The sequence below is a fragment of the Hymenobacter aranciens genome (genome assembly GCF_030580865.1).
GTDB lineage: Bacteria > Bacteroidota > Bacteroidia > Cytophagales > Hymenobacteraceae > Hymenobacter > Hymenobacter aranciens.
Map to the genome: position 1 here is coordinate 43,317 of NZ_JAUQSY010000001.1, position 20,247 is coordinate 63,563.

11 protein-coding genes are annotated in these 20,247 nt (G+C 59.5%); 10 read left to right on the plus strand and 1 reads right to left on the minus strand.

Going from position 1 to position 20,247, the window contains the following annotated elements:
* The first annotated feature begins 266 nt into the window (after nucleotides 1-266).
* Nucleotides 267-761, plus strand: a complete 495-nt coding sequence (locus Q5H93_RS00165; protein WP_305004443.1) for a DUF4385 domain-containing protein — start codon at nucleotides 267-269, stop codon at nucleotides 759-761.
* 153 nt (nucleotides 762-914) lie between these two features.
* Nucleotides 915-1,400, plus strand: coding sequence for a hypothetical protein (locus Q5H93_RS00170; protein ID WP_305004444.1), 486 nt, complete (start codon nucleotides 915-917; stop codon nucleotides 1,398-1,400).
* Nucleotides 1,401-1,574: 174 nt separating this feature from the next.
* On the opposite strand, the gene Q5H93_RS00175 is transcribed toward Q5H93_RS00170, so the two are convergent.
* A complete protein-coding gene (locus Q5H93_RS00175) occupies nucleotides 1,575-2,978 on the minus strand; it encodes an inorganic phosphate transporter (RefSeq protein ID WP_305004445.1) in 1,404 nt (467 codons plus the stop codon).
* 228 nt (nucleotides 2,979-3,206) lie between these two features.
* Between Q5H93_RS00175 and Q5H93_RS00180 the strand changes: the two genes are divergently transcribed.
* The 8 genes from Q5H93_RS00180 to Q5H93_RS00215 all read left to right on the plus strand — a co-directional run bounded on the left by Q5H93_RS00180 (nucleotide 3,207) and on the right by Q5H93_RS00215 (nucleotide 20,222).
* Nucleotides 3,207-4,709, plus strand: coding sequence for a glycine--tRNA ligase (locus tag Q5H93_RS00180; RefSeq protein ID WP_305004446.1), 1,503 nt, complete (start codon nucleotides 3,207-3,209; stop codon nucleotides 4,707-4,709).
* A gap of 154 nt (nucleotides 4,710-4,863) precedes the next feature.
* Complete coding sequence (locus Q5H93_RS00185) at nucleotides 4,864-8,844, plus strand: DUF7948 domain-containing protein (RefSeq protein ID WP_305004447.1); 3,981 nt, start codon at nucleotides 4,864-4,866, stop codon at nucleotides 8,842-8,844.
* A 364-nt stretch (nucleotides 8,845-9,208) separates the two neighbouring features.
* Complete coding sequence (locus Q5H93_RS00190) at nucleotides 9,209-12,667, plus strand: DUF7948 domain-containing protein (RefSeq protein WP_305004448.1); 3,459 nt, start codon at nucleotides 9,209-9,211, stop codon at nucleotides 12,665-12,667.
* A gap of 161 nt (nucleotides 12,668-12,828) precedes the next feature.
* Nucleotides 12,829-15,267 carry an efflux RND transporter permease subunit gene (locus Q5H93_RS00195; RefSeq protein ID WP_305004449.1) on the plus strand — a complete coding sequence of 813 codons (2,439 nt, stop codon included), beginning with the start codon at nucleotides 12,829-12,831 and terminating at the stop codon, nucleotides 15,265-15,267.
* A gap of 104 nt (nucleotides 15,268-15,371) precedes the next feature.
* Complete coding sequence (gene ileS, locus Q5H93_RS00200) at nucleotides 15,372-18,746, plus strand: isoleucine--tRNA ligase (RefSeq protein WP_305004450.1); 3,375 nt, start codon at nucleotides 15,372-15,374, stop codon at nucleotides 18,744-18,746.
* A 155-nt stretch (nucleotides 18,747-18,901) separates the two neighbouring features.
* Entirely contained in the window at nucleotides 18,902-19,609 is a 708-nt protein-coding gene (locus tag Q5H93_RS00205) for a lipoprotein signal peptidase (protein ID WP_305004451.1), read from the plus strand.
* Between the two features lie 23 nt (nucleotides 19,610-19,632).
* Entirely contained in the window at nucleotides 19,633-20,007 is a 375-nt protein-coding gene (locus Q5H93_RS00210) for a DUF7831 domain-containing protein (protein WP_305004452.1), read from the plus strand.
* A 5-nt stretch (nucleotides 20,008-20,012) separates the two neighbouring features.
* Nucleotides 20,013-20,222 carry a hypothetical protein gene (locus Q5H93_RS00215; protein ID WP_305004453.1) on the plus strand — a complete coding sequence of 70 codons (210 nt, stop codon included), beginning with the start codon at nucleotides 20,013-20,015 and terminating at the stop codon, nucleotides 20,220-20,222.
* Nucleotides 20,223-20,247: the final 25 nt, after the last annotated feature.

Here is a 20,247-nt window from a genome sequence, read left to right on the forward strand (position 1 = left end):
GGATAAGCTGCAAGGGTTGTCCACTTATCAACCGACCTAATGGGTGGAAAACAAAAAGAGATTTTAAAAAAAGATTTCAACAAAAAATTAAGTTGGGGGAAAACCCGATTCAAGGGTTTTTCTCGGGGGAAATTCAAAAAAGGATTTCCCGGCCGAAAAGCTTTCTGAATCTGCCAAACCAGAATTGATGGGCCGGCCGAAATTTTCAAGCCGCCTTCCGGGGCGCCGCGTATAAAATCCGCTGCGCCGAAAAAAAGCCCCTCGCCATGCCGTTCGATTACACCCTCGATTTCCACACCGTCAATTTCCGGGAGCACCCCGAGCTGTACCGCGTGGGCATCGGCGAGCAGGGCGTGCTGCTGGTGCAGCCCTACAAGGGCGAAATTTTGCCGCACTGGCGCTTCAAGGACGCCGCGGCGGCCCGGGAGTCCTCGGCGACGATTTACGGCCTGTTTGAGGCGTATTTGAAGGACCACGATTTCGTGGGGGCCGACATGGCCCGCAAATTCCTGCAAATGGGCTTCACCCGGGCCCGGCGCTACGCCAACCACAAGGGCGGCAAAAAATACGCCGGCCCCGTGCCCGCCGACAAAAAAGGCCAGAGCGGCGCCCACGGCCGCGCCGAGCTCCCCCGCACCACCCACCCCGATGTGGATAAGGTGGAAGCCGCCGCCATTTTCAAAAAAAAGTGGGACGAAGCCAAGGTGCACCCGGAATATGTGAAGCAGAAAGCCGCCTTCCAGGAGAAATACGGAAAGTAATGGTTAATGATTAATGGTGAATGGTTAATGAGTGGGGAGGCCGCTGGTTTTCCCCACGCCGGCTCGACTTATCCCCACTTATCAACCATTCACCATTAATCATTAACCATTAAGCAACTACTTTTGCCCATTACCCTTCAATAGCTCAATAAAATGAACCCAACCCAACCCTCCAGCATCGAGGAAAACGACATCATCCTGGGCATCGGCATGGGGCCGCTGCGGTTCGGCGCCACTATGGACGAGGTGCGAACCCTCGTGGGCGAGCCCGAGGAAATCGAGGAATCGGAAGACGACGACGAGTTCGAGCACCAGGCCTGGAACTACCACGAAGACGAATACCTGCTCTCGCTCTACTTCGACCGCGAGGACGATTTCCGCCTCTCGTGCATCGAAACCGACAACCCCGGCATGCGCCTCTTCGGCGAGCCCATCTACGGTGTGGGCCTCGAAGAAATCAAGTCTCTCATGGCCCGCCACGGCCAGAAGGAAGCCGAAATCGAGACGATGGAAGAGGGCGCCGTGCGCCTCTCCTACGAGAAGGGCATGATTGATTTGTACTTCGAAGAAGGCGAGCTGCAGTTCGTCAATTTCGGCGTTTTCATCGACGATAACCTCGAAGTGCAGTGGCCTAAGTAAGCCGGAGTTATCCACAAAATCCGCCGTTTTCCGTGTGGATAAGTGGATAAGCCGGGCTAAAAGGCCGTTTAAACCGCTTTTTAGCCGTTTAAGCCCCATTGCTAACCATTGCTTAGCAAAACGAAAAAGGCCGCCCATCGGGGCGGCCTTTTTTAGTTTTCAGCGGGGCTGCGCTTAGTCGAGAATAGTGCGGAAAAGCAGAAATAAGCCGCCCGACAGCACCATCGTCACGGGCAGCGTGAGCACCCAGGCCAGGGCGATGTTGCGCACCATTTGGGGGTTCAGGTTTTTCACGCCGCGGTTGGCCACCATCGAGCCGGCGATGGCCGACGACAGCACGTGCGTAGTAGAGGACGGCAGGCCGAAGCCAGTGCTCACGCCAATCATGGCCGCCGCCACCAGCTCGGAGGAGGCGCCCTGTGCGTAGGTCAGGTGTTCCTTGCCGATGCGCTCGCCGATGGTTTTCACGATGCGCTGCCAGCCAATCATGGTGCCGCAGGCCAGCGACAGGCTCACGATGAGCAGCACCCACCAGGGCGCGTAGTCGGTGAATTTCTTCATGTCCTTCATCGACGCCTCGTAGGTGGCGCGGTCGGCGGTGCTGAGGCTGAGCTTTTCGCTCGCCATGAGCTTCTTGGCGCGGTTGCCGAGCAGCAGGATGTCGCGGCGAATATCGAAGCGCGCCTGCTGCGGCAGCTGGTTCACCGAGGTTTTGCCGGCGAAGATGCGGTCGAGGTCGTTGGTCTGGGTTTTGATGTCCGTCAGCATCTGCTGGTCGTTCGGGCTCAGCTCGTTGACGTTCACGCGGCTCATCACGTACTCCACCTTGCCCAGCGACTCGCGCAGGTCGAGCGGGTTGAGCTTGTTGTCGAGCGCAAAATGCACCGGCACGATGCCGATGAGGATGAGCATGATGAGGCCCACGCCCTTCTGCCCGTCATTCGAGCCGTGGAAGAAGCTCACCAGCGTGCAGGTGGCAATGAGGATGAGGCGAATCCAGAGGGGTGGCGGCTTGCGCTTGTGCGGCTCCTTGAAGATGGATTTGTTCTTCACGAAGCGCTTGAGCATGAACATCATCAGGATGGTGAACGAGAAGCCCAGCAGCGGTCCCACCAGCAGCGCAATGCCGGTTTCGCCGGCCTTGCTCCAGTTCACAGCCGCCGCGTTGGTGCCCGGCAGCAGCGAGAAGGCAATGCCCACGCCCAGAATCGAGCCGATAAGCGCGTGCGAGCTGGACGACGGCAGGCCATAGTACCAGGTGCCTACATTCCAGATGATGGCGCCCACGATGAGCGCGCCCACCATAGCAATGCCGTGGTACACGTTCTGGTCCACCAGGCTTTCCACCGGCAGCAGGTACACGATGCCCATGGCCACCGCGATGCCACCAGCGAAGACGCCGATGAAGTTCCAGAAAGCCGACCAGACCACGGCGGCCCAGGGCCGCAGCGTGTTGGTGTAAATAACGGTCGCCACGGCGTTGGCCGTGTCGTGAAAGCCGTTGACGAATTCAAACGCACAGGCTGCAAGCAGGCAGATGCCCAGTAGCAGTAAAACGTGCGGCTCCAAGCCAAACATATAGAGCGGGTTTTGGGGGAAATTTAGATGTAATGCAGCCTCAAAGGTAGGACTATTGCCGGGCTAGGCCGTGTTAAGGAATTGTGACCACGGGGGGTAGGGGTTTTATTTTCAGTAAACTAACGACTGGCAATCGATAATCCGAAATTGTGCCTGCGTACGGTAAAGCGGCTGAACTGGTGGAAAAGATGTGGAAAACCCGTTCGGCGCGGGTCTATCTTTGTGCCTATGAACCCCGGAATCGAAACAACCCAGCTTAAAGACATCGTCGCCCACGCCAAGGAATACGGCTTCGTGTTCCAGTCCTCGGAGATTTACGACGGCCTGGCCGCCGTGTACGACTACGGCCCCAACGGCGTGGAGCTCAAGAACAACCTCAAGCGCCTGTGGTGGGAAGCCATGACCCAGCTGCACGGCAACGTGGTGGGCCTCGACGCCGCCATCTTCATGGAGCCGCGCACCTGGGTGGCCTCGGGCCACGTCGCGGGTTTCAACGACCCCATGATTGACAATCTCGACAGCAAGAAGCGCTACCGCGCCGACGTGCTGCTCGAAGAAAAGGCCGCCGAGTACGAAAACGCCGGCGACCCCGCCCGCGGCGCTGCCCTGACGGCCGAAATGGGCCGCCTGCTGACCGAGAATGACCTCGCCGGCGTGAAAGAGCTCATCATCCGCGAAAACATCAAGTGCGCCGTGTCGGGCACCTGCAAGTGGACCGACGTGCGGCAGTTCAACCTCATGTTCAGCACCCAGGGCTCGGCCGTGGACTCCGACGCGCCGCCCGTGTACCTGCGCCCCGAAACCGCCCAGGGCATTTTCGTGAACTTCCTGAACGTGCAGAAGTCGGCGCGGATGAAAATCCCGTTCGGCATCGCCCAGATTGGCAAAGCTTTCCGCAATGAAATCGTGGCCCGGCAGTTCATCTTCCGGATGCGCGAGTTCGAGCAGATGGAGATGCAGTTCTTCGTGCGCCCTGGCACCGAAGGCGAGTGGTACGACACCTGGAAAGCCGCCCGCCGCCGCTTCCACGAGGCCATTGGCCTGCCCGCCAGCAAGCTGCGCTTCCACGACCACGACAAGCTGGCCCACTACGCCAAAGCCGCCGTCGATATCGAGTTTGAGTTCCCCTTCGGCTTCAAGGAAATCGAGGGCATTCACTCGCGCTCCGACTTCGACCTGACCCAGCATCAGGAGCTTAGCCGTAAGAAGCAGCAGTACTTCGACAACGACGTGGACCCCGCCACCGGCAAGCCCTACGGCAACTACGTGCCCTACGTGGTCGAAACCTCAGTGGGCGCCGACCGCCTGTTCCTGGCCACGCTCTGCGAGGCTTTCCAGGAAGAAACCATCACGGAAGGGGAGGGCGAAGCTCAGCAAACCAAAACCCGCACTTTCCTGAAGCTGCACCCGGCCGTGGCGCCCATTAAGGCCGCCATTTTCCCGCTGGTGCGCAAGGACGGCATGCCCGAGAAGGCCCAGGAAATCTTCGACGCGCTACGCTTCGACTTCCGGGTGGTGACGGAGGAGCGCGACGCCATCGGCAAGCGCTACACCCGGCAGGACCTCATCGGTACCCCGTTTTGCATCGTGGTAGATGGTCAGACGCTGGAAGATGACACCGTGACCGTCCGTCACCGCGACTCGCGCGAGCAGACGCGGATGCCCATCAGCGAGTTGCGGACTTACATCGGTGAGGCGGTGAGCTTCCGTCGCGTGTTTGAAAAACTATAGGTCTTTCGGCCTGATTTTGCCGGAATAGTAAGAAAAGGAACCTTTTCGACGAAAACCAGCTGTGGTGGTGAGCTTTTTGCTTATCCTTGCAGCTGGTTTTCTTTTTTTAAGTTAAAATTTTAAAAATTAACATCATTTCCTAACGCTTATGCGAATGAATACCCTTTTGCAGCTAGGTTTCGGCCTGGTAGCAATTCCGGCCTTGGCAAACACGCCCACGGTGGTGGGGCCGGCCCCAAGCCCGACCGTCGAATTTGTGGCTAACCAACGGCAGTGGGAAAAGCCCGTGCTATTTGCGGCCGATGTGCCGGGCGGGCGGCTGTACCTGGAGCGTGGCCGCCTGCTGCAGTCGCTCTACGATGCCAGACAAATCGACGAGCTGCACCACCATAAGGGGGAGGTTTCGACCCGGCAGTCCATCAAGGCCCACGCCTACGCTACTACGTTTGTGGGTGCCAATCCGCAGGCGCGGGTGGGAGGGGAAAGCCAGCTGCCCGGCTACAGCAACTACTTTCTGGGGAATGATAAAAACCGTTGGGCCAGCAACGTGCCCGGCTACGGCGAAGTGCGCTATGCCGCACTGTACCCGGGCATTGACCTGCATTTTTACAGCAAGGAGCTGGCTTTGGAGTACGACTTCGAAGTGAAGGCCGGCGCCGATGCCGGCCGCATCGCCCTGCGCTACGATGGCCAAACCAGCCTGCGCCTGGTAGATGGCGCGCTGCACATCGGCACGAGCGTAGGTACGGTGGTAGAGCAGCGGCCTTACGCTTACCAGCTGGTTGATGGAAAGCGGATTAAAATTGCGTGTGAGTATGCTATCGGCAGTGGGAACACGGTGCGCTTCAGCCTGCCCAAGGGGTATAATAAAGCCCTGCCGCTAGTCATTGACCCCGTATTGTCGTATGCTACCTACACGGGCTCAAGCGCTAACAACTACGGCTATACCGCTACCTACGATGCCGCCGGCAACCTGTACTCGGGCGGCACGGTGTTCAGCGCTGGTTACCCCACTACGGTAGGAGCTTACAGCACTACGTTTGCCGGGGTGCAGGATATTGGCATCATGAAGTTTAACCCCAACGCGGCTACCGGGCCCGCCAGCCGGGTGTACGCGACATACCTGGGCGGGGGCTCCGATGACCACCCGCACAGCCTAGTGGTAGATGGCAACAACAACCTCATCATTCTGGGTACCACCAGCTCGGCGAATTTCCCGACCACCACCGGCGCCATTGCCACTACCCGCTCAGGGGCGTCAGATATCACCATAACCAAGCTGAACCCTGCCGGCGCGGCGCTGGTGGGTTCCACCTATTTCGGCGGTACTGCGGCTGATGGCCAGGTATCCGGGACGCTAAACCAGAACTATGGTGATGCCTACCGGGGCGATATTACCATCGACCGGAACAACAACATCTACCTCGCCGCTATCACGCAGTCGACCAACTATCCTACTACCGTAGGGGCCTTCCAGCGCACCTCGGGCGGGGGCGGTGCCGACGGCGTGGTGTCGAAATTCAATGCCACGCTGACCAGCGTGGTCTGGAGCTCATACCTCGGCGGTTCGGGCCTCGATGCCGTTTACTCGGTGCAGCTCGACAGCATCAACAACGTGTTTGTGAGCGGCGGCACCACCAGTACCAACCTGCCCGGCACTACGGGTGCCTACCATGCTACCAGCCAGGGCGGAACTGATGGCTTCGTGGCGCGTATTGCTCCCGATGGCTCGGCCCTGGTACGCACTACCTACCTGGGTACTTCGGCTTACGACCAGGCGTATCTGCTGCAGCTGAACAAGCGCGGCGAAGTGTATGCCTACGGCCAGACCCTGGGGGCCTATCCCGTTTCGGCGGGCATTTATACCAACGCCAACAGCCGTCAGTTTATCCACAAGCTGAATCCGACGTTGACGACCAGTGTTTTCTCTACCGTGGTAGGCAACGGCGGGCGCGCTTCGGGTAGCCATTGTTTGTCGCCCACGGCCTTTTTGGTGGATAACTGCGGGCAGATTATCATCGCGGGCTGGGGTGGTACTTCGCTGGGCGAAAGCACGATTGCGGGCCTGCCCGTAACGGCCGGGGCTATCCAGGCAACGGGCCCCTCGGGCGACAACCACTACATCATGCAGCTGTCGGCCAACGCCCAGACGCTGGTGTACGGCACGTATTTCGGCAACGGCAGCTGCCACGCCGATGGCGGAACCTCGCGCTTCGACAAGTCGGGCGTTATCTACCAAGCCATGTGCGTGGGGACGGGCAGCGGGGCTATCCAGACTACTCCCAATGCCTGGTCGCGCACCAAAGGCACTGGCTCTTACAATAATGGGGCTTTCAAAATTGACGTACTGCAGCTGAATGCCAATTTTATACCGGCCATTACTGCCACCAGCACCACGCGCCAGGCCGACCTATGCTCTCCGGCCCAGTTCTACTTCAACCGTCCCTCAACGACGGGCACCAGCGTGCTGTGGAACTTTGGTAATGGGCAGACCTCCACGCAAACCAATAATGCCACGACTACCTACACGAGCCCGGGACGCTACGCGGTAAGCCTGACGGTGTTTGACACCAATGGCTGCCTGCCAAGCGTAACTACTATCGATACCGTGGTGGTGTACCCGGTGCCCGCCCCCCGGGTAGCGGTCAGCTCGCGCCAAACCATCTGTATTGGCAATCCCGCTACGCTGTCTGCCAGCAATATAGCTGCCGGTACTCCCAACGTATCCTACACCTGGACTGCCCCCGGCCAGCCCACCCAAACGGGCGCTACCATCACAGTGCAGCCCACCGCAACCACCAAATACACCGTGACGCTCGCCACCCCGGGTGGCGCGGGCGGCTGCTCGGCCACCGATACGGTGACGGTACGCGTATTGAATGAGCCGCTGGATGCCAGCTTCGTGCCCGCGCTGACGGCCACTGCCAGCACGCGCCAGGCTTCGCAGTGCGCGCCGGCCCAGTTCTTCTTCAACCGGCCCGCCGTAGTGGGCACGGGCGTGCTGTGGGACTTTGGCAACGGCCAGACTTCGACGCTGGCCAATAACGCCACGGCTACCTACTCCGCGCCTGGCCGCTACCCCGTGCGCCTCACCGTGACCAATAGCAACGGCTGCGGCCAGAGCCGCACAACTGTCGACACGGTAGTGGTGTACGCCGTGCCGCGGCCGCAGGTAACGCCGGCCTCGCGGGCGCTGGTGTGCTTCGGCTCGGCTACTACGCTTACGGCCAACAATCTGAATGCGGCAGCTCCAAACGTAATTTACACCTGGACGGCGCCCGGCCTGCCTACTCTGACGGGCCCTGCCATTACGATTACGCCCGCTGCTACCGTGCAATATACCGTGACGGCCAGCACCCCCGCCAACGCCGGCAGCTGCTCCGAGACCGATACCGTGACCGTGCATGTGCTTGACCGCGTGGTGGTAGCCGCCGGTCCCGCCCGCGACATCTGCCCGGGCTCGTCCGTGACGCTCAGCGTGCCCAGCGCTGGCCCCAACGCCCGCTACATCTGGACGGCCCCCGGCCAGCCCACGCTCAGCGGCCAAAGCGTGAGCGTGCAGCCGTCGGCCAGCATCCGCTACCGCGTAGTGGTGGAAAACCAGTACGGCTGCCAGGGCCGCGACTCGGTGCAGGTGAACGTGGCCACCCGGCCCACGCTGGCGGCTACCGTCAGCGCGGCTAACATTATCAACGAGCCGGTTACTTTCACCAACACCTCGACCGGCGCTACCAGTTACCGCTGGGACTTTGGGGATAACAGTGCCCCCAGTACCGACATTAACCCTACCCATACCTACACCACGGTGTCGCCGGTGCCCTTCCAGGCCCGCTTGACGGCCATTTATGGCGCGGCTAACTGCGAAGAAACCATTGTGGTACCGGTAACGGTGCGCGGCTTCGCGCTGCCCAACATCATCACGCCCAACAACGATGGCAAGAACGATACGTTCCGCCCTTTTGTGACTACGGAATCAGTTAAAATTCAGGTTTTCAACCGCTGGGGGCGTCTGGTATATGAAAACGCCAACTACGTGGACGGCTGGGGCGCCGATGCCGCCGCCGGAACCTACTACTACTACATTGTGAACACGAGCGGCGACAGCTGGAAAGGCTGGGTGGAAGTGGTTCGCTAGCCCTCGCTCGTTCGGCAAGCCGCAGAAAGTGCCCCCGACCAACTGGTCGGGGGCACTTTATGGTTTTAGGGTGGAGCTATTTTTCGGAACATCGCTACGCTGAGGCAATCGAACCTAAGCGCCCTACTGAACGGGAGCCTGCTTGGCTAGATTAAGTGAAAATCGTTGATTACTACCTGAATTTAATGATTTTTCGCCTAGTGGAATTTGAGTCAACTAAATATTTTAAAAGAGTGGACGGCCGATTGACTGCGCGTGAAAACTCATTTAAATTTCATCTCAAACCAGAAAAGTGTTTGCAACGGTAAGCTTTTTGCTTATTGTTGTGCACGTTTTAAACTTTTGCTCATCTCTTTTACAACCTATGAAGAAAATTACCTTATTAGGAAGTCTGTGTATGACTTCCGTAGCCGCAGTGGCGGGCACGCCCCCCAAAGTGGTGCAGCCAGCCGAGGCATCCGCGCTCGAATTTGTGGCCAACCAGAAGCAGTGGGAAAAGCCGGTGCTTTTTGCCGCCGATGTGCCCAGCGGCCGCTTGTTTCTGGAACAGGGCCGGCTGGTGCACGCCCTCTACGATGGCAAACAAGTAGAAGAACTGCACCATCACGCAGCCGAAGTGCCAGCCAAGCAAATGGTTAAGGCGCACGCCTACTCCACTACTTTCGTGGGGGCCAACCAGCAGGCCAGTGTGCGCGGCGAAAACAAATTGGCCGGCTACAGCAACTTCTTTCTGGGCAACGACCAGAGCCGTTGGGCCAGCGAAGTGCCCGGCTTCGCCGATGTGCGCTACCAGGCGCTGTACCCCGGTATCGACCTGCATTTCTACAGCAAGGAGCGCGTGCTGGAGTACGATTTTGAAGTGGCGCCCGGCGCCGATGCCAAGCTCATCAAGCTGCGCTACAATGGCCAGACCAAGCTGCAGGTAGTGAACGGCGCGCTGCACATCGGCACGAGCGTGGGCACGGTGGTGGAGCAGCGCCCCTATGCGTATCAGCTGATTGGCGGGCGGCGCCAGCGCGTGAGCTGCGAATACGCTCTGGGCGCGGGCAACACCATCACGTTCAGCCTGGCCAAGGGCTACAACAAAGCGCTGCCGCTGGTAATTGACCCGGTGCTGGTGTATTCTTCCTACACCAACTCGTCGAACAACTACGGCTACACAGCTACTTACGACTCGCTGGGCAACCTCTACGCTGGGGGTACCGTGTTTGGTACCGGTTACCCTACCACGATGGGGGCCTTCCAGATGAACCACAACAGTGGTACCGACATGGGTATCATCAAGTACGACCCCCGGCAGGTTATCGGGGCAGCCAGCCGGGTGTATGCCACTTACGTAGGCGGCAACGAGGACGACCATCCCCACAGCCTGGTGGTAGACCGGAACAACAACCTGATTATTCTGGGGTCGACCGGTTCTAATGACTATCCGGTATCGGCCACCGGCTATCGTCGCACCTTTGGCGGCGGCGACTCTGACATCGTCATCACCAAACTGAATACTGCCGGCTCGGCCCTGGTAGGCTCGACCTACCTGGGAGGCACCGGCACCGATGGCCGCGTGATTACCTCGACGCCGCTGTGGGAAAACTACGGCGATGCTTACCGCGGCGACGTCACGGTGGACCGCAGCAACAATATCTACGTGGCCTCGGCCACCGCTTCGAACAACTTCCCCACCAGCAACTCCTTCCAGCTCACCAGCGGGGGCGGCGCTTCCGATGGGGTGATTGTGAAGCTGAACCCGGGCCTGACTGGCCTGGTGTGGAGCAGCTACCTGGGCGGCAACGGGGCCGACGTGGCATACTCCGTGCAGATTGACAGCGTGGGCACTGTGTTTGTGAGTGGCGGCACTACGAGCCGCAATTTCCCCGGCACCGGCACCAGCAGCGGTGGTTTTCACACCAGTTACCAGGGCGGCGATGCTGACGGCTTCGTATCGCGCATCACGCCGGCTGGCAACGACTTGGTGCGTAGCACCTACATCGGCACCGGCAGCTATGACCAGGCGCATTTCGTACAGCTCAACGCCCGCGGCGAAGTGTATACCTACGGCCAGACGTATGGTGCCTACCCGGTATCCCCGGGGGCGTATTCCAACGCTGGCAGCCGCCAGTTTATTCAGAAGCTCAACTCGCAACTGACTACCAGTCTGATGTCCACTGTCATTGGCAACGGACCGGGTACGGGGCCAAGTCCAGGGGCCAACATGTCGCCCACGGCGTTTCTGGTAGATAACTGCGGGCAGATTATGGTCTCGGGCTGGACGTCGCAGGGCAACATGCCCGTAACGCCGGATGCGCTGCAGGCTACCGGTGGCTCCGGCAACTCTTCCAACAGCATCAGCGCTTACTTCTACATCGGGCAGCTGTCGGGCGATGGCAGCCGCTTGGTGTATGGCACGTATTTCGGCAACGGCAACTGCCACGTGGACGGTGGCACCTCGCGCTTCGACAAAAAAGGCATTATTTACCAGTCGATGTGCACGGGCTCCGGCAATGGGCCAATTACCACCACGCCCAACGCCTGGTCGCGCACCAATGGCGGTGGCTACAACAACGCAGCCTTCAAAATGGACGTGTTGCAGCTGGATGCCAGCTTCTTCCCTTCGTCGGTACAAACCACGTTCCCGCAGCTCGCCGTCCGTGAGCAGTGTGCTCCCGCCCGCTTCTACTTCAACCGCCAGTCGCAGGCCGGCACGGGCTTCATCTGGGATTTTGGCAATGGCCAGACTTCTACCTCGGCCGGCACCTCGACGGTCACCTACACCAGCGCTGGCAAGTACACCGTGCGCCTGACAGTGTACGACTCGACCAGCTGCGTGCAGAGCGTCACGTTCACCGATACGGTGCGCGTCTCGGGCCTGCCGCGTGCGGCCGCCGGCCCCGATAAGTCGGTGTGCCCCGGTTACAGCACCACGATTACTGTGGCCGATGCCGGCAACCGTGCCACTTACACTTGGTCGCCCGCTGCGGGCCTGAACACTACCACTGGCCGCACAGTAGTGGCTACTCCCACGGTAACCACGCGTTACGTAGTGCAGGTGAATATCCCTTCGGCTCTCAACTGCATTGGTTACGACACGGTAGTGGTGAACGTGCGTGCCCCGCTGGTGGTAACGGCCGGCCCCGACCGTGAGGTATGCCCCGGTGCCAGCACTACCCTCACAGCCCCGGATTTTGGTCCGGGTTCGACATATGTGTGGAGCCCGTCCACCGGTCTCAGCGGCACCAGCGGTGCTAGCGTTACGGCCACGCCCACGGCCACTACGCGCTACACCGTGGTGGCTACCGATGCTAACGGCTGCTCAGGCCAAGCTACTGTGGAACTGCGGGTGCCCAGCCGCCCCGTGATTGGCGCCACCGTCAGCGCGCCCAATCTGGTCAATCAGCCCATTAGCTTCGTGAACACCACTACCGGCGCCACCGGCTACCGGTGGGATTTCGGCGACGGCACGCCCGTTAGCACCGATATTAACCCGACGCACGTGTACACCACCGCCCGCCCACAGCCCTACCAAGCTACCCTGACGGCCCTGTACGGCACCGGCTGCGAAGAAACGCTGACGCTGCCCGTGCGTACCCTCGGCTTGCCCAACGTGTTAACTCCCAACGGTGACGGCCTGAACGACACGTTCCGGCCATACGTCTCGACCGACCCGGTTACCCTGCAGGTATTCAACCGCTGGGGCCGCAAAGTATATGAGCAAACCAACTATGTGGACGGCTGGGGTGGCGCCGATGTGCCCGCCGGCACCTACTACTACCACATGACCAGCCCCAACGGTGAAAGCTGGAAAGGTTGGTTTGACGTAGTAAAATAATAAGCGTCGTTCGCGCGCTTAAGAATGCTCAACCGCCCCCGGCCAGCGCCGGGGGCGGTTTTGTTTTACCGGCCCGCAAATGGAGCCAAAAATGGCCCGTAACCGCTCATATTCCGCCCTCCGCCCGTCGCTTACGTAACTTTGCCTTTTTGCAGGGTTTTATGTGGGAGAATCTCGCCTTATTCATTATCCGGTTCCGCAGCACGCTGGTGGCGCTGCTGGCCGTCATCACCGTGTTCATGGCCTGGAAAGCCAAGGACGTAGAAATGACCTACGACTTCGCCCAGGTGGTGAGTCCGAAAGACCCGGAAATGGTTTATTTCCAGCAGTTCAAAAAGCAGTTTGGCGAGGATGGCAACGTGCTGGTACTCGGCATGCAGGACAGCGCCGTGTACAAGCTCCAGAACTTCAACCAGCTCCGGCAATTGGCCGATGACCTCGGTAAAGTGCAGGGCGTAAGCGGAGTTTTGAGTATCAGCAAGCTGCCGCAGCTCATGCGCGACACGGCTACCAACAAGTTCGTCGCCAAGCCCATATTCACCACCGCACCCCGCACCCAGGCCGAGCTGGATTCGCTGATGCGCATCGTCAACAGCCAGGAATTCTACAAAGGCCAGCTGATTTCGACTACCACCGGCGCCACCCTCGTGGCCGTCACCATGGACCCGCAATTTCTCAATTCCTCGCGCCGTCAGGCGGTGATGGGCAACATCCTGGGTCATGCCCAGCAGTTTGAGAAAAAAACTGGCATCAATCTGCACTACGCGGGCCTGCCCTACGTGCGCTCCACGATGACCAGCAAGGTGGCGGGCGAAATGAAGCTCTTCACCTTCCTGGCCATGCTCGTGACCGGCATCACGCTGCTAGTGTTTTTCCGCACTTGGTCGGCCATCGTGTTTCCGCTTTTGGTGGTGGGCGTCACCGTCATCTGGTGCGTGGGCTCGATTGTCTTGCTCGGGTTTAAAATCAACCTGCTCACGGGCTTGATACCGAGTATTATCGTGGTTATCGGCATTCCCAACTGCACGTACCTGCTCAGCCGCTACCACTACGATTTCCGCAAATCGGGCAACCAGATGCTGGCCATGACCCGCGTGATGCGCAAAATCGGCCTCGTGACGCTGATGAATAACACGACCACCGCCGTGGGCTTTATCGTCTTCGCGTTCACCGATATTGCCATTCTCTTCCAGTTTGGCCTGGTGGCTACGGTCAACATCTTTGCGGCTTTCGTTATCAGCTTCATTCTCATTCCGGCGGCCTTCACCTTCCTGCCGCCGCCCACGCCCAAGCAACTCGAACACCTTGATGCCGCGCCGCTTACCAAGCTACTCGAATTCTTCGACCACCTGGTGCTGCACCGTCGCGCCACGGTGTATATCCTCGGATTAGTGATGGTGGCCATTGCTGGTTTCGGCATCTCGCGCATCGAAGCCGTGTCGTACATGGTGGACGACCTGCCCAAAAAGAGCTCCGTAAATTCCGACTTGTCCTTCTTCGAGAAGCACTTCCACGGTGTCATGCCGCTGGAGTTTGAGGTCGTCACGAAGAAGCCCAAGGGCTTGCTCAACCTCAAGAACCTGCAGAAAATCGACCAGTTCGAGCGGTTCCTGCGCACCCAGCCGGAGCTGAGCCCGCCTATCAGCCTCGTCACCTTCATCAAAGCCGCCACCCAGGCCTTCTACAACGGCGACCCGCAGTTTTACCGCCTGCCCGATAATTCCGAAAAGAACTTCATCCTCAGTACGCTGGTCAACTCTAAAGGCGCCGGCGTGGGCACCGACAGCAAGTTCTTCCGCTCCTTCATTGACGAAAAACAGCAGAAAGCCCGCATCAGCCTCAAAATCGCCGATATTGGCTCGAATAACCTCGATACCCTGATGAACAGCAAAATACGCCCAGCCATGGCGCGTATTTTCAACGACAGCAACATTACCATCCGGCCCACCGGCACCACCATCATTTTCACGCAGGGCAACGAATACCTCATTCACACCCTCAAGGAGTCGCTATTCTGGGCCTTCGGGCTGGTAGGGCTGGTAGTATTCATCCTGTTTCGCTCCTTCAAAACGGTCTTCTACGCCCTCGTTCCCAACTTTGTAACGCTCGTGCTCACGGCCGGCGTGATGGGTTTTTTCAACATCCCGCTCAAGCCCAGCACGGCGCTGATTTTCGTCATCGCCCTGGGCATCGACGGCGACAATTCCATCCACTTGCTGGCCAAATTCAAGCAGGAGATGGCGGCCAACGGACAGCGGGTGCGCGACGCCATCACTACGACGCTCAGCGAGGCAGGCACCAGCATGATTTACACGAGTATCGTGCTATTAGTTGGTTTCAGCATCTTTGCTTTCAGCGAATTTGGCGGTACCAAAGCTTTGGGATTGTTAATGACGGCGTCGTTGTTGATAACCAACTTCTCGAACCTTATTCTGCTGCCCTCGCTGCTCGTGACGTTTGAAAAAAGCAAGAGCTACGCCGTCACCAACCCGGCCTGGCTCAAGCAATACAACGAGCGGTACAGCAACGACGAGGACGACGACCAGGATTTCAACAAAATGCACAAAGCCTCGGACTACGAGGGCGATTACTCTATTTAGTATTTAGTAGGAAGTATTGAGTATTAAGAAGAGAGACAAGCACAACGTTTTGCTCACTGTGTTTCTCACTACTAAATACTCACTACTGAATACTCCCCACTTTCATGAAATACCCCGAATTCAAACAACCGCTCAATTACGGCCAGCTCGGCGAAGACGTACTGGCTTGGTGGAAAGCGAATAACATCTTTGAAAAGAGCGTGAGCAGCCGCGAGGGCCAGCCCACGTTCGTGTTCTACGAAGGTCCGCCCTCGGCCAATGGCACGCCCGGTATCCACCACGTGATGGCGCGGGCGGTGAAAGACCTTTTTTGCCGCTACCAGACCATGCTCGGCAAGCAGGTGCCCCGCAAGGGCGGCTGGGACACCCACGGCCTGCCCGTGGAGCTGCAGGTGGAAAAGGAACTGGGCATTACCAAGGAGGATATCGGCCACAAAATCAGCGTCGAGGAATACAACCAGCTCTGCCGCGAAACCGTCATGCGCTTCAAGGCGCAGTGGGACGACCTGACCGAGAAAATGGGCTACTGGGTCGACCTCGACAATCCCTACGTCACCTTCGAGCCCGAATACATTGAAAGCTGTTGGGCGCTGCTCAAGCAGCTCTACGACAAGGGCTACCTCTACAAGGGCTACACCATTCAGCCCTACTCGCCGGCGGCAGGAACCGGCCTCAGCTCGCACGAGCTGAACCAGCCGGGCACGTACAAGGACGTGAAGGACACCACCATCGTAGCGCAGTTCAAGGTGCTACGGGATGAGAAGTCGGCGAAGCTGTTTGCAGGTGCTGATGACTCGGCCGAGACGTTTATCCTAGCTTGGACGACCACACCGTGGACGCTGGCGGCCAACACGGCGCTGGCGGTAGGGCCGAAAATCCCTTACGTGCTGGTAAACACGTTCAATCCCTACACGTACCAGCCCATCCGCGTGGTGCTGGCGAAGGCATTGGTAAGCCGCTACTTCTCAGAAAAAGGCGCTGCCTTTGAGCTGGCCGATTATGCCGAGAGCGACAAGAAGGTGCTGCCTTGGCGCGTAGAGGCCGAGTTCACCGGCGCCGACCTCGTCGGTATCCGTTACGAACGTCTTTTCAGTCAAGAAGCTGGTTTCCCCGCGTTTGAAGGCGAAGAAAAAGCCTTCCGCGTCATCCCCGCCGACTTCGTGACCACCGAGGACGGTACCGGTATCGTCCACATCTCGCCCACCTTCGGGGCCGACGACTTCCGGGCCGCGCAGCTGGCCGACGTGCCCGCCTTGCTCGTGCCCGACGCCGAGGGCAAGCTCGGCCCCATCGTGGACCGCACCGGCCGCTACGTGCCCCAGATGGGCGAATTCGCGGGCCGCTACGTGAAAAACTACGACGGCCAGGACGAAACCCAGGCCGGCTACCGCACCCTCGATGTGGACCTGAGCATCAAGCTCAAGGAGATGAACCGCGCCTTCAAGGTGGAGAAGTACGAGCACACCTACCCGCACTGCTGGCGCACCGACAAGCCCGTGCTCTACTACCCGCTCGACTCGTGGTTTATCAAGACTACAGCGGTGAAAGACCGGCTCATCGAGCTCAACAAAACCATCAACTGGAAGCCGGAAAGCACCGGCTCGGGCCGCTTCGGCAACTGGCTCGAAAACCTGGTGGACTGGAACTTAAGCCGCTCGCGCTACTGGGGCACCCCGCTGCCCATCTGGCGCACGCAGGACGGCACCGAGGAAATCTGCATCGGCTCCATCGCCGAGCTGAGCGCCGAAATCGACAAGGCCGTGGCCGCCGAGGTGATGACCCACAACCCCATCGCCAGCGGCGAGATGACGGATTTGCACCGGCCCTACGTCGATGACATCTTCCTACTTTCGCCTAGCGGCCAGCCCATGTACCGCGAGGCCGACCTTATCGACGTGTGGTTCGACAGCGGGGCCATGCCCTACGCGCAGTGGCATTACCCGCTCGAAAACAAGGACATCTTCGAGAAAAATTTCCCGGCCGACTTCATCGCCGAGGGCGTGGACCAAACCCGCGGCTGGTTTTTCACCCTGCACGCGCTGGCCGTGATGCTGGAAGACTCGGTGGCCTTCAAGAACGTGATGGCCAACGGCCTGGTGCTCGACAAGAACGGCAACAAGATGAGCAAGCGCCTCGGCAACGCCGTGGACCCGTTTGCCACCATTCAGCAGTTCGGCCCCGATGCCACGCGCTGGTACATGATTGCCAACGCCCCGCCGTGGGATAACCTCAAGTTTGACCCGGCAGGAGTGGTGGAAGTGCAGCGCCGCTTCTTCGGCACGCTGTTCAATACCTACTCGTTCTATGCGCTTTACGCTAACCTGGACGAGTTCCGCGCCGCCGGCCTGAGCAGCGTCCGCGCCGAACTCAGCGAGCTCGACCGCTGGGTGTTGAGCAAGCTGCAAACGCTGGTGGGGGAGGTGCGCGAAAATCTCGACGCCTACGACCCCACCCGCGCCGCCCGCGCCATCCAGGATTTCGTCACCGACCACCTCTCGAACTGGTACGTACGCCTCTCGCGCCGCCGCTTCTGGAAGGGCGAGCTGACGGCCGACAAGCGCGCCGCCTTCGAAACCCTGCACGAGTGCCTGCGCACCGTAGCCCAGCTGATGGCCCCGATTGCCCCGTTTTTTGCCGATTGGCTGTACCGTAACCTCACGGGCGGCGAAGGAGTCGAATCGGTGCACTTGACGCTCTTAGCAGCCGCCGATTCGTCGTTTATCGACGCGGCGCTGGAAGCGCGCATGGAGCTGGCCCAGCGCATCAGCTCGCTCACGCACTCGCTGCGCAAGAAGTCGGTGCTGAAAGTGCGCCAGCCTTTGCAGCGCATCCTGGTGCCGGTGTTTGATGAAAACACCCGCGAGCAGGTGGGCAAGGTCGAAGACCTTATCTGCGCCGAGGTGAACGTGAAGCACGTCGAATTCCTCGACGATGCCAGCGGCGTGCTGGTGAAGTCAGTGAAACCCAACTTTAAGCGCCTCGGCCAGCAGTACGGACCGAAGCTGAAGGCCGTGGGGGCCCGCATCCAGGCCATGACGGCCGACGAAATCAGCACCCTCGAAAAAACCGGCCGGCTAGCCGTGGAAATCGACGGCGAAGCCTACACGCTGGCCCCCGACGACGTCGAAATACGCACCCAGGACCTGCCCGGCTGGCTCGTGGCTACCGATGGCCCCCTTACCGTGGCCCTCGACGTGAGCCTCACCGACGAGTTGCGCCAGGAGGGCCTGGCCCGTGAGCTGGTGAACCGCCTGCAAAACCTGCGCAAAGATTCCGGCCTCGAAGTGCAGGACAAAATCCGCGTGACGCTGGCCGACCAGCAGCCGGAGTTGCAGGCCGCCGTGGCCGCGTTTGGCGATTACATCCGCACCGAAACGCAGGCCCTGGCGCTGGATTTCGCGCCGGAGGTCAGCGGCGGCTCGGTGCTGGAGTTTGACGACTACAACGTGGACGTGAAGCTGGAGCTCGCAACAAGCTGACAATAAACGTACCCGACCAGTCTCAAAAACTGGTCGGGTACAAAAGAGTACAAAGTATCTATTTCGAGGTTGTAGAACGTACAAATCCTCAGAAAATCTGTTCAAAAAAGCACAAACAGTCGAGGTTACGCCCGCTGCGAGTTGCGCCCTTGCCCATGACCTTAGTTTCTCCCGCCAAAGCCCATTCTCCGCTGAAATATTTTCTGCTGGCGTTCTTGGTCATTGCCATCGACCAGCTCTCGAAATGGGCCGTGCATGCCTACATGCAGCCCGGTCTGGTCGGCGAAATCAAGCTCATTGGCGACTGGGCCAAGCTGCACTACACTCTGAACCCCGGCATGGCCTTCGGCGTGGAACTGCCGCCACCCTACGGCAAGCTGCTGCTGACGGGCTTCCGCCTGCTGGCCGTGGGGGGATTGAGCTACTACATCGTGAAGCTGGTGCGGCAGCACGCGGCGGCCGGTTTCGTGGCCTGCATGGCCCTGATTCTGGGCGGCGCCGTGGGCAACCTGATTGACTCGATTTTCTACGGCGTACTCTATGGCAACGCGCCCTTTGGCTCGCCCACGCCGTGGTTCTTCGGGCAGGTCATCGACATGCTCTACCTCGACATCTACGAGGGCTTCCTGCCCCAGAACTGGCCCCTGATGGGCGGGAAATACGTGTCCCTGTGGCCCATCTTCAACATTGCCGACTCGTCCATCTTCATCGGCGTAGCGCTGATTCTGCTCAATCAAAGCCGCTTTTTCCGCGAGGAAGAGGTGCAGCCCGGTGTGAAGACTGAAACTGCGCCGCTGGCGGCTGACGAACCGGCCGCAAGGGTAGGGGAGGAGCCGCTCACGCCGTCCGGCCCGCTGGCATAGTTCACATTCTAGCCGCTCTCCGCATGGTTTCCAAACAGAAAATGATTTACCGGGCCGATTTGCAGGCTAATCCCGGCACATTGTACCTGTTTGGCGACAACGAGGAGCGCCGGGGAATGGGCGGCCAGGCCATCGAAATGCGCGGCGAGCCCAATGCCGTCGGCGTGCGCACGAAACGCCGCCCACGGCTAAAAAACGATGATTTCTGGACCGATGAGACGCTGGAGGCTAACTGCCGGATGATTGACGAGGATTTGGCGCCTGTCCGGCAGCATTTGGCCGCTGGTGGCGCCGTTGTTATTCCCGAAGACGGCATCGGCACTGGCTTGGCGCAACTCTTGGAGCGCGCTCCCTTGACATATGCCTACTTGCAGGATGCACTCAATTCCCTAAAGTGAGTTTCGTGTCTGCCTTACTTGCTAAGATAACAGCGGCGGCCCGCCACTACTACCCCGACCTGTCTGGGGAAGCAGTGGCGGGCCGCCACTCTTATGCCGACCTCGTAGCAACGACAGTGGCGGCCCGCCACTGCCATTCCGACCACCCCGACGAGGCAGTGGCGGCCCGCCACTGCCACCCCGACCTCTCCGGTAAGGCAGTGGCGGATTTTTAGCCCCATCTTCGCCCTTGTTCTTCTG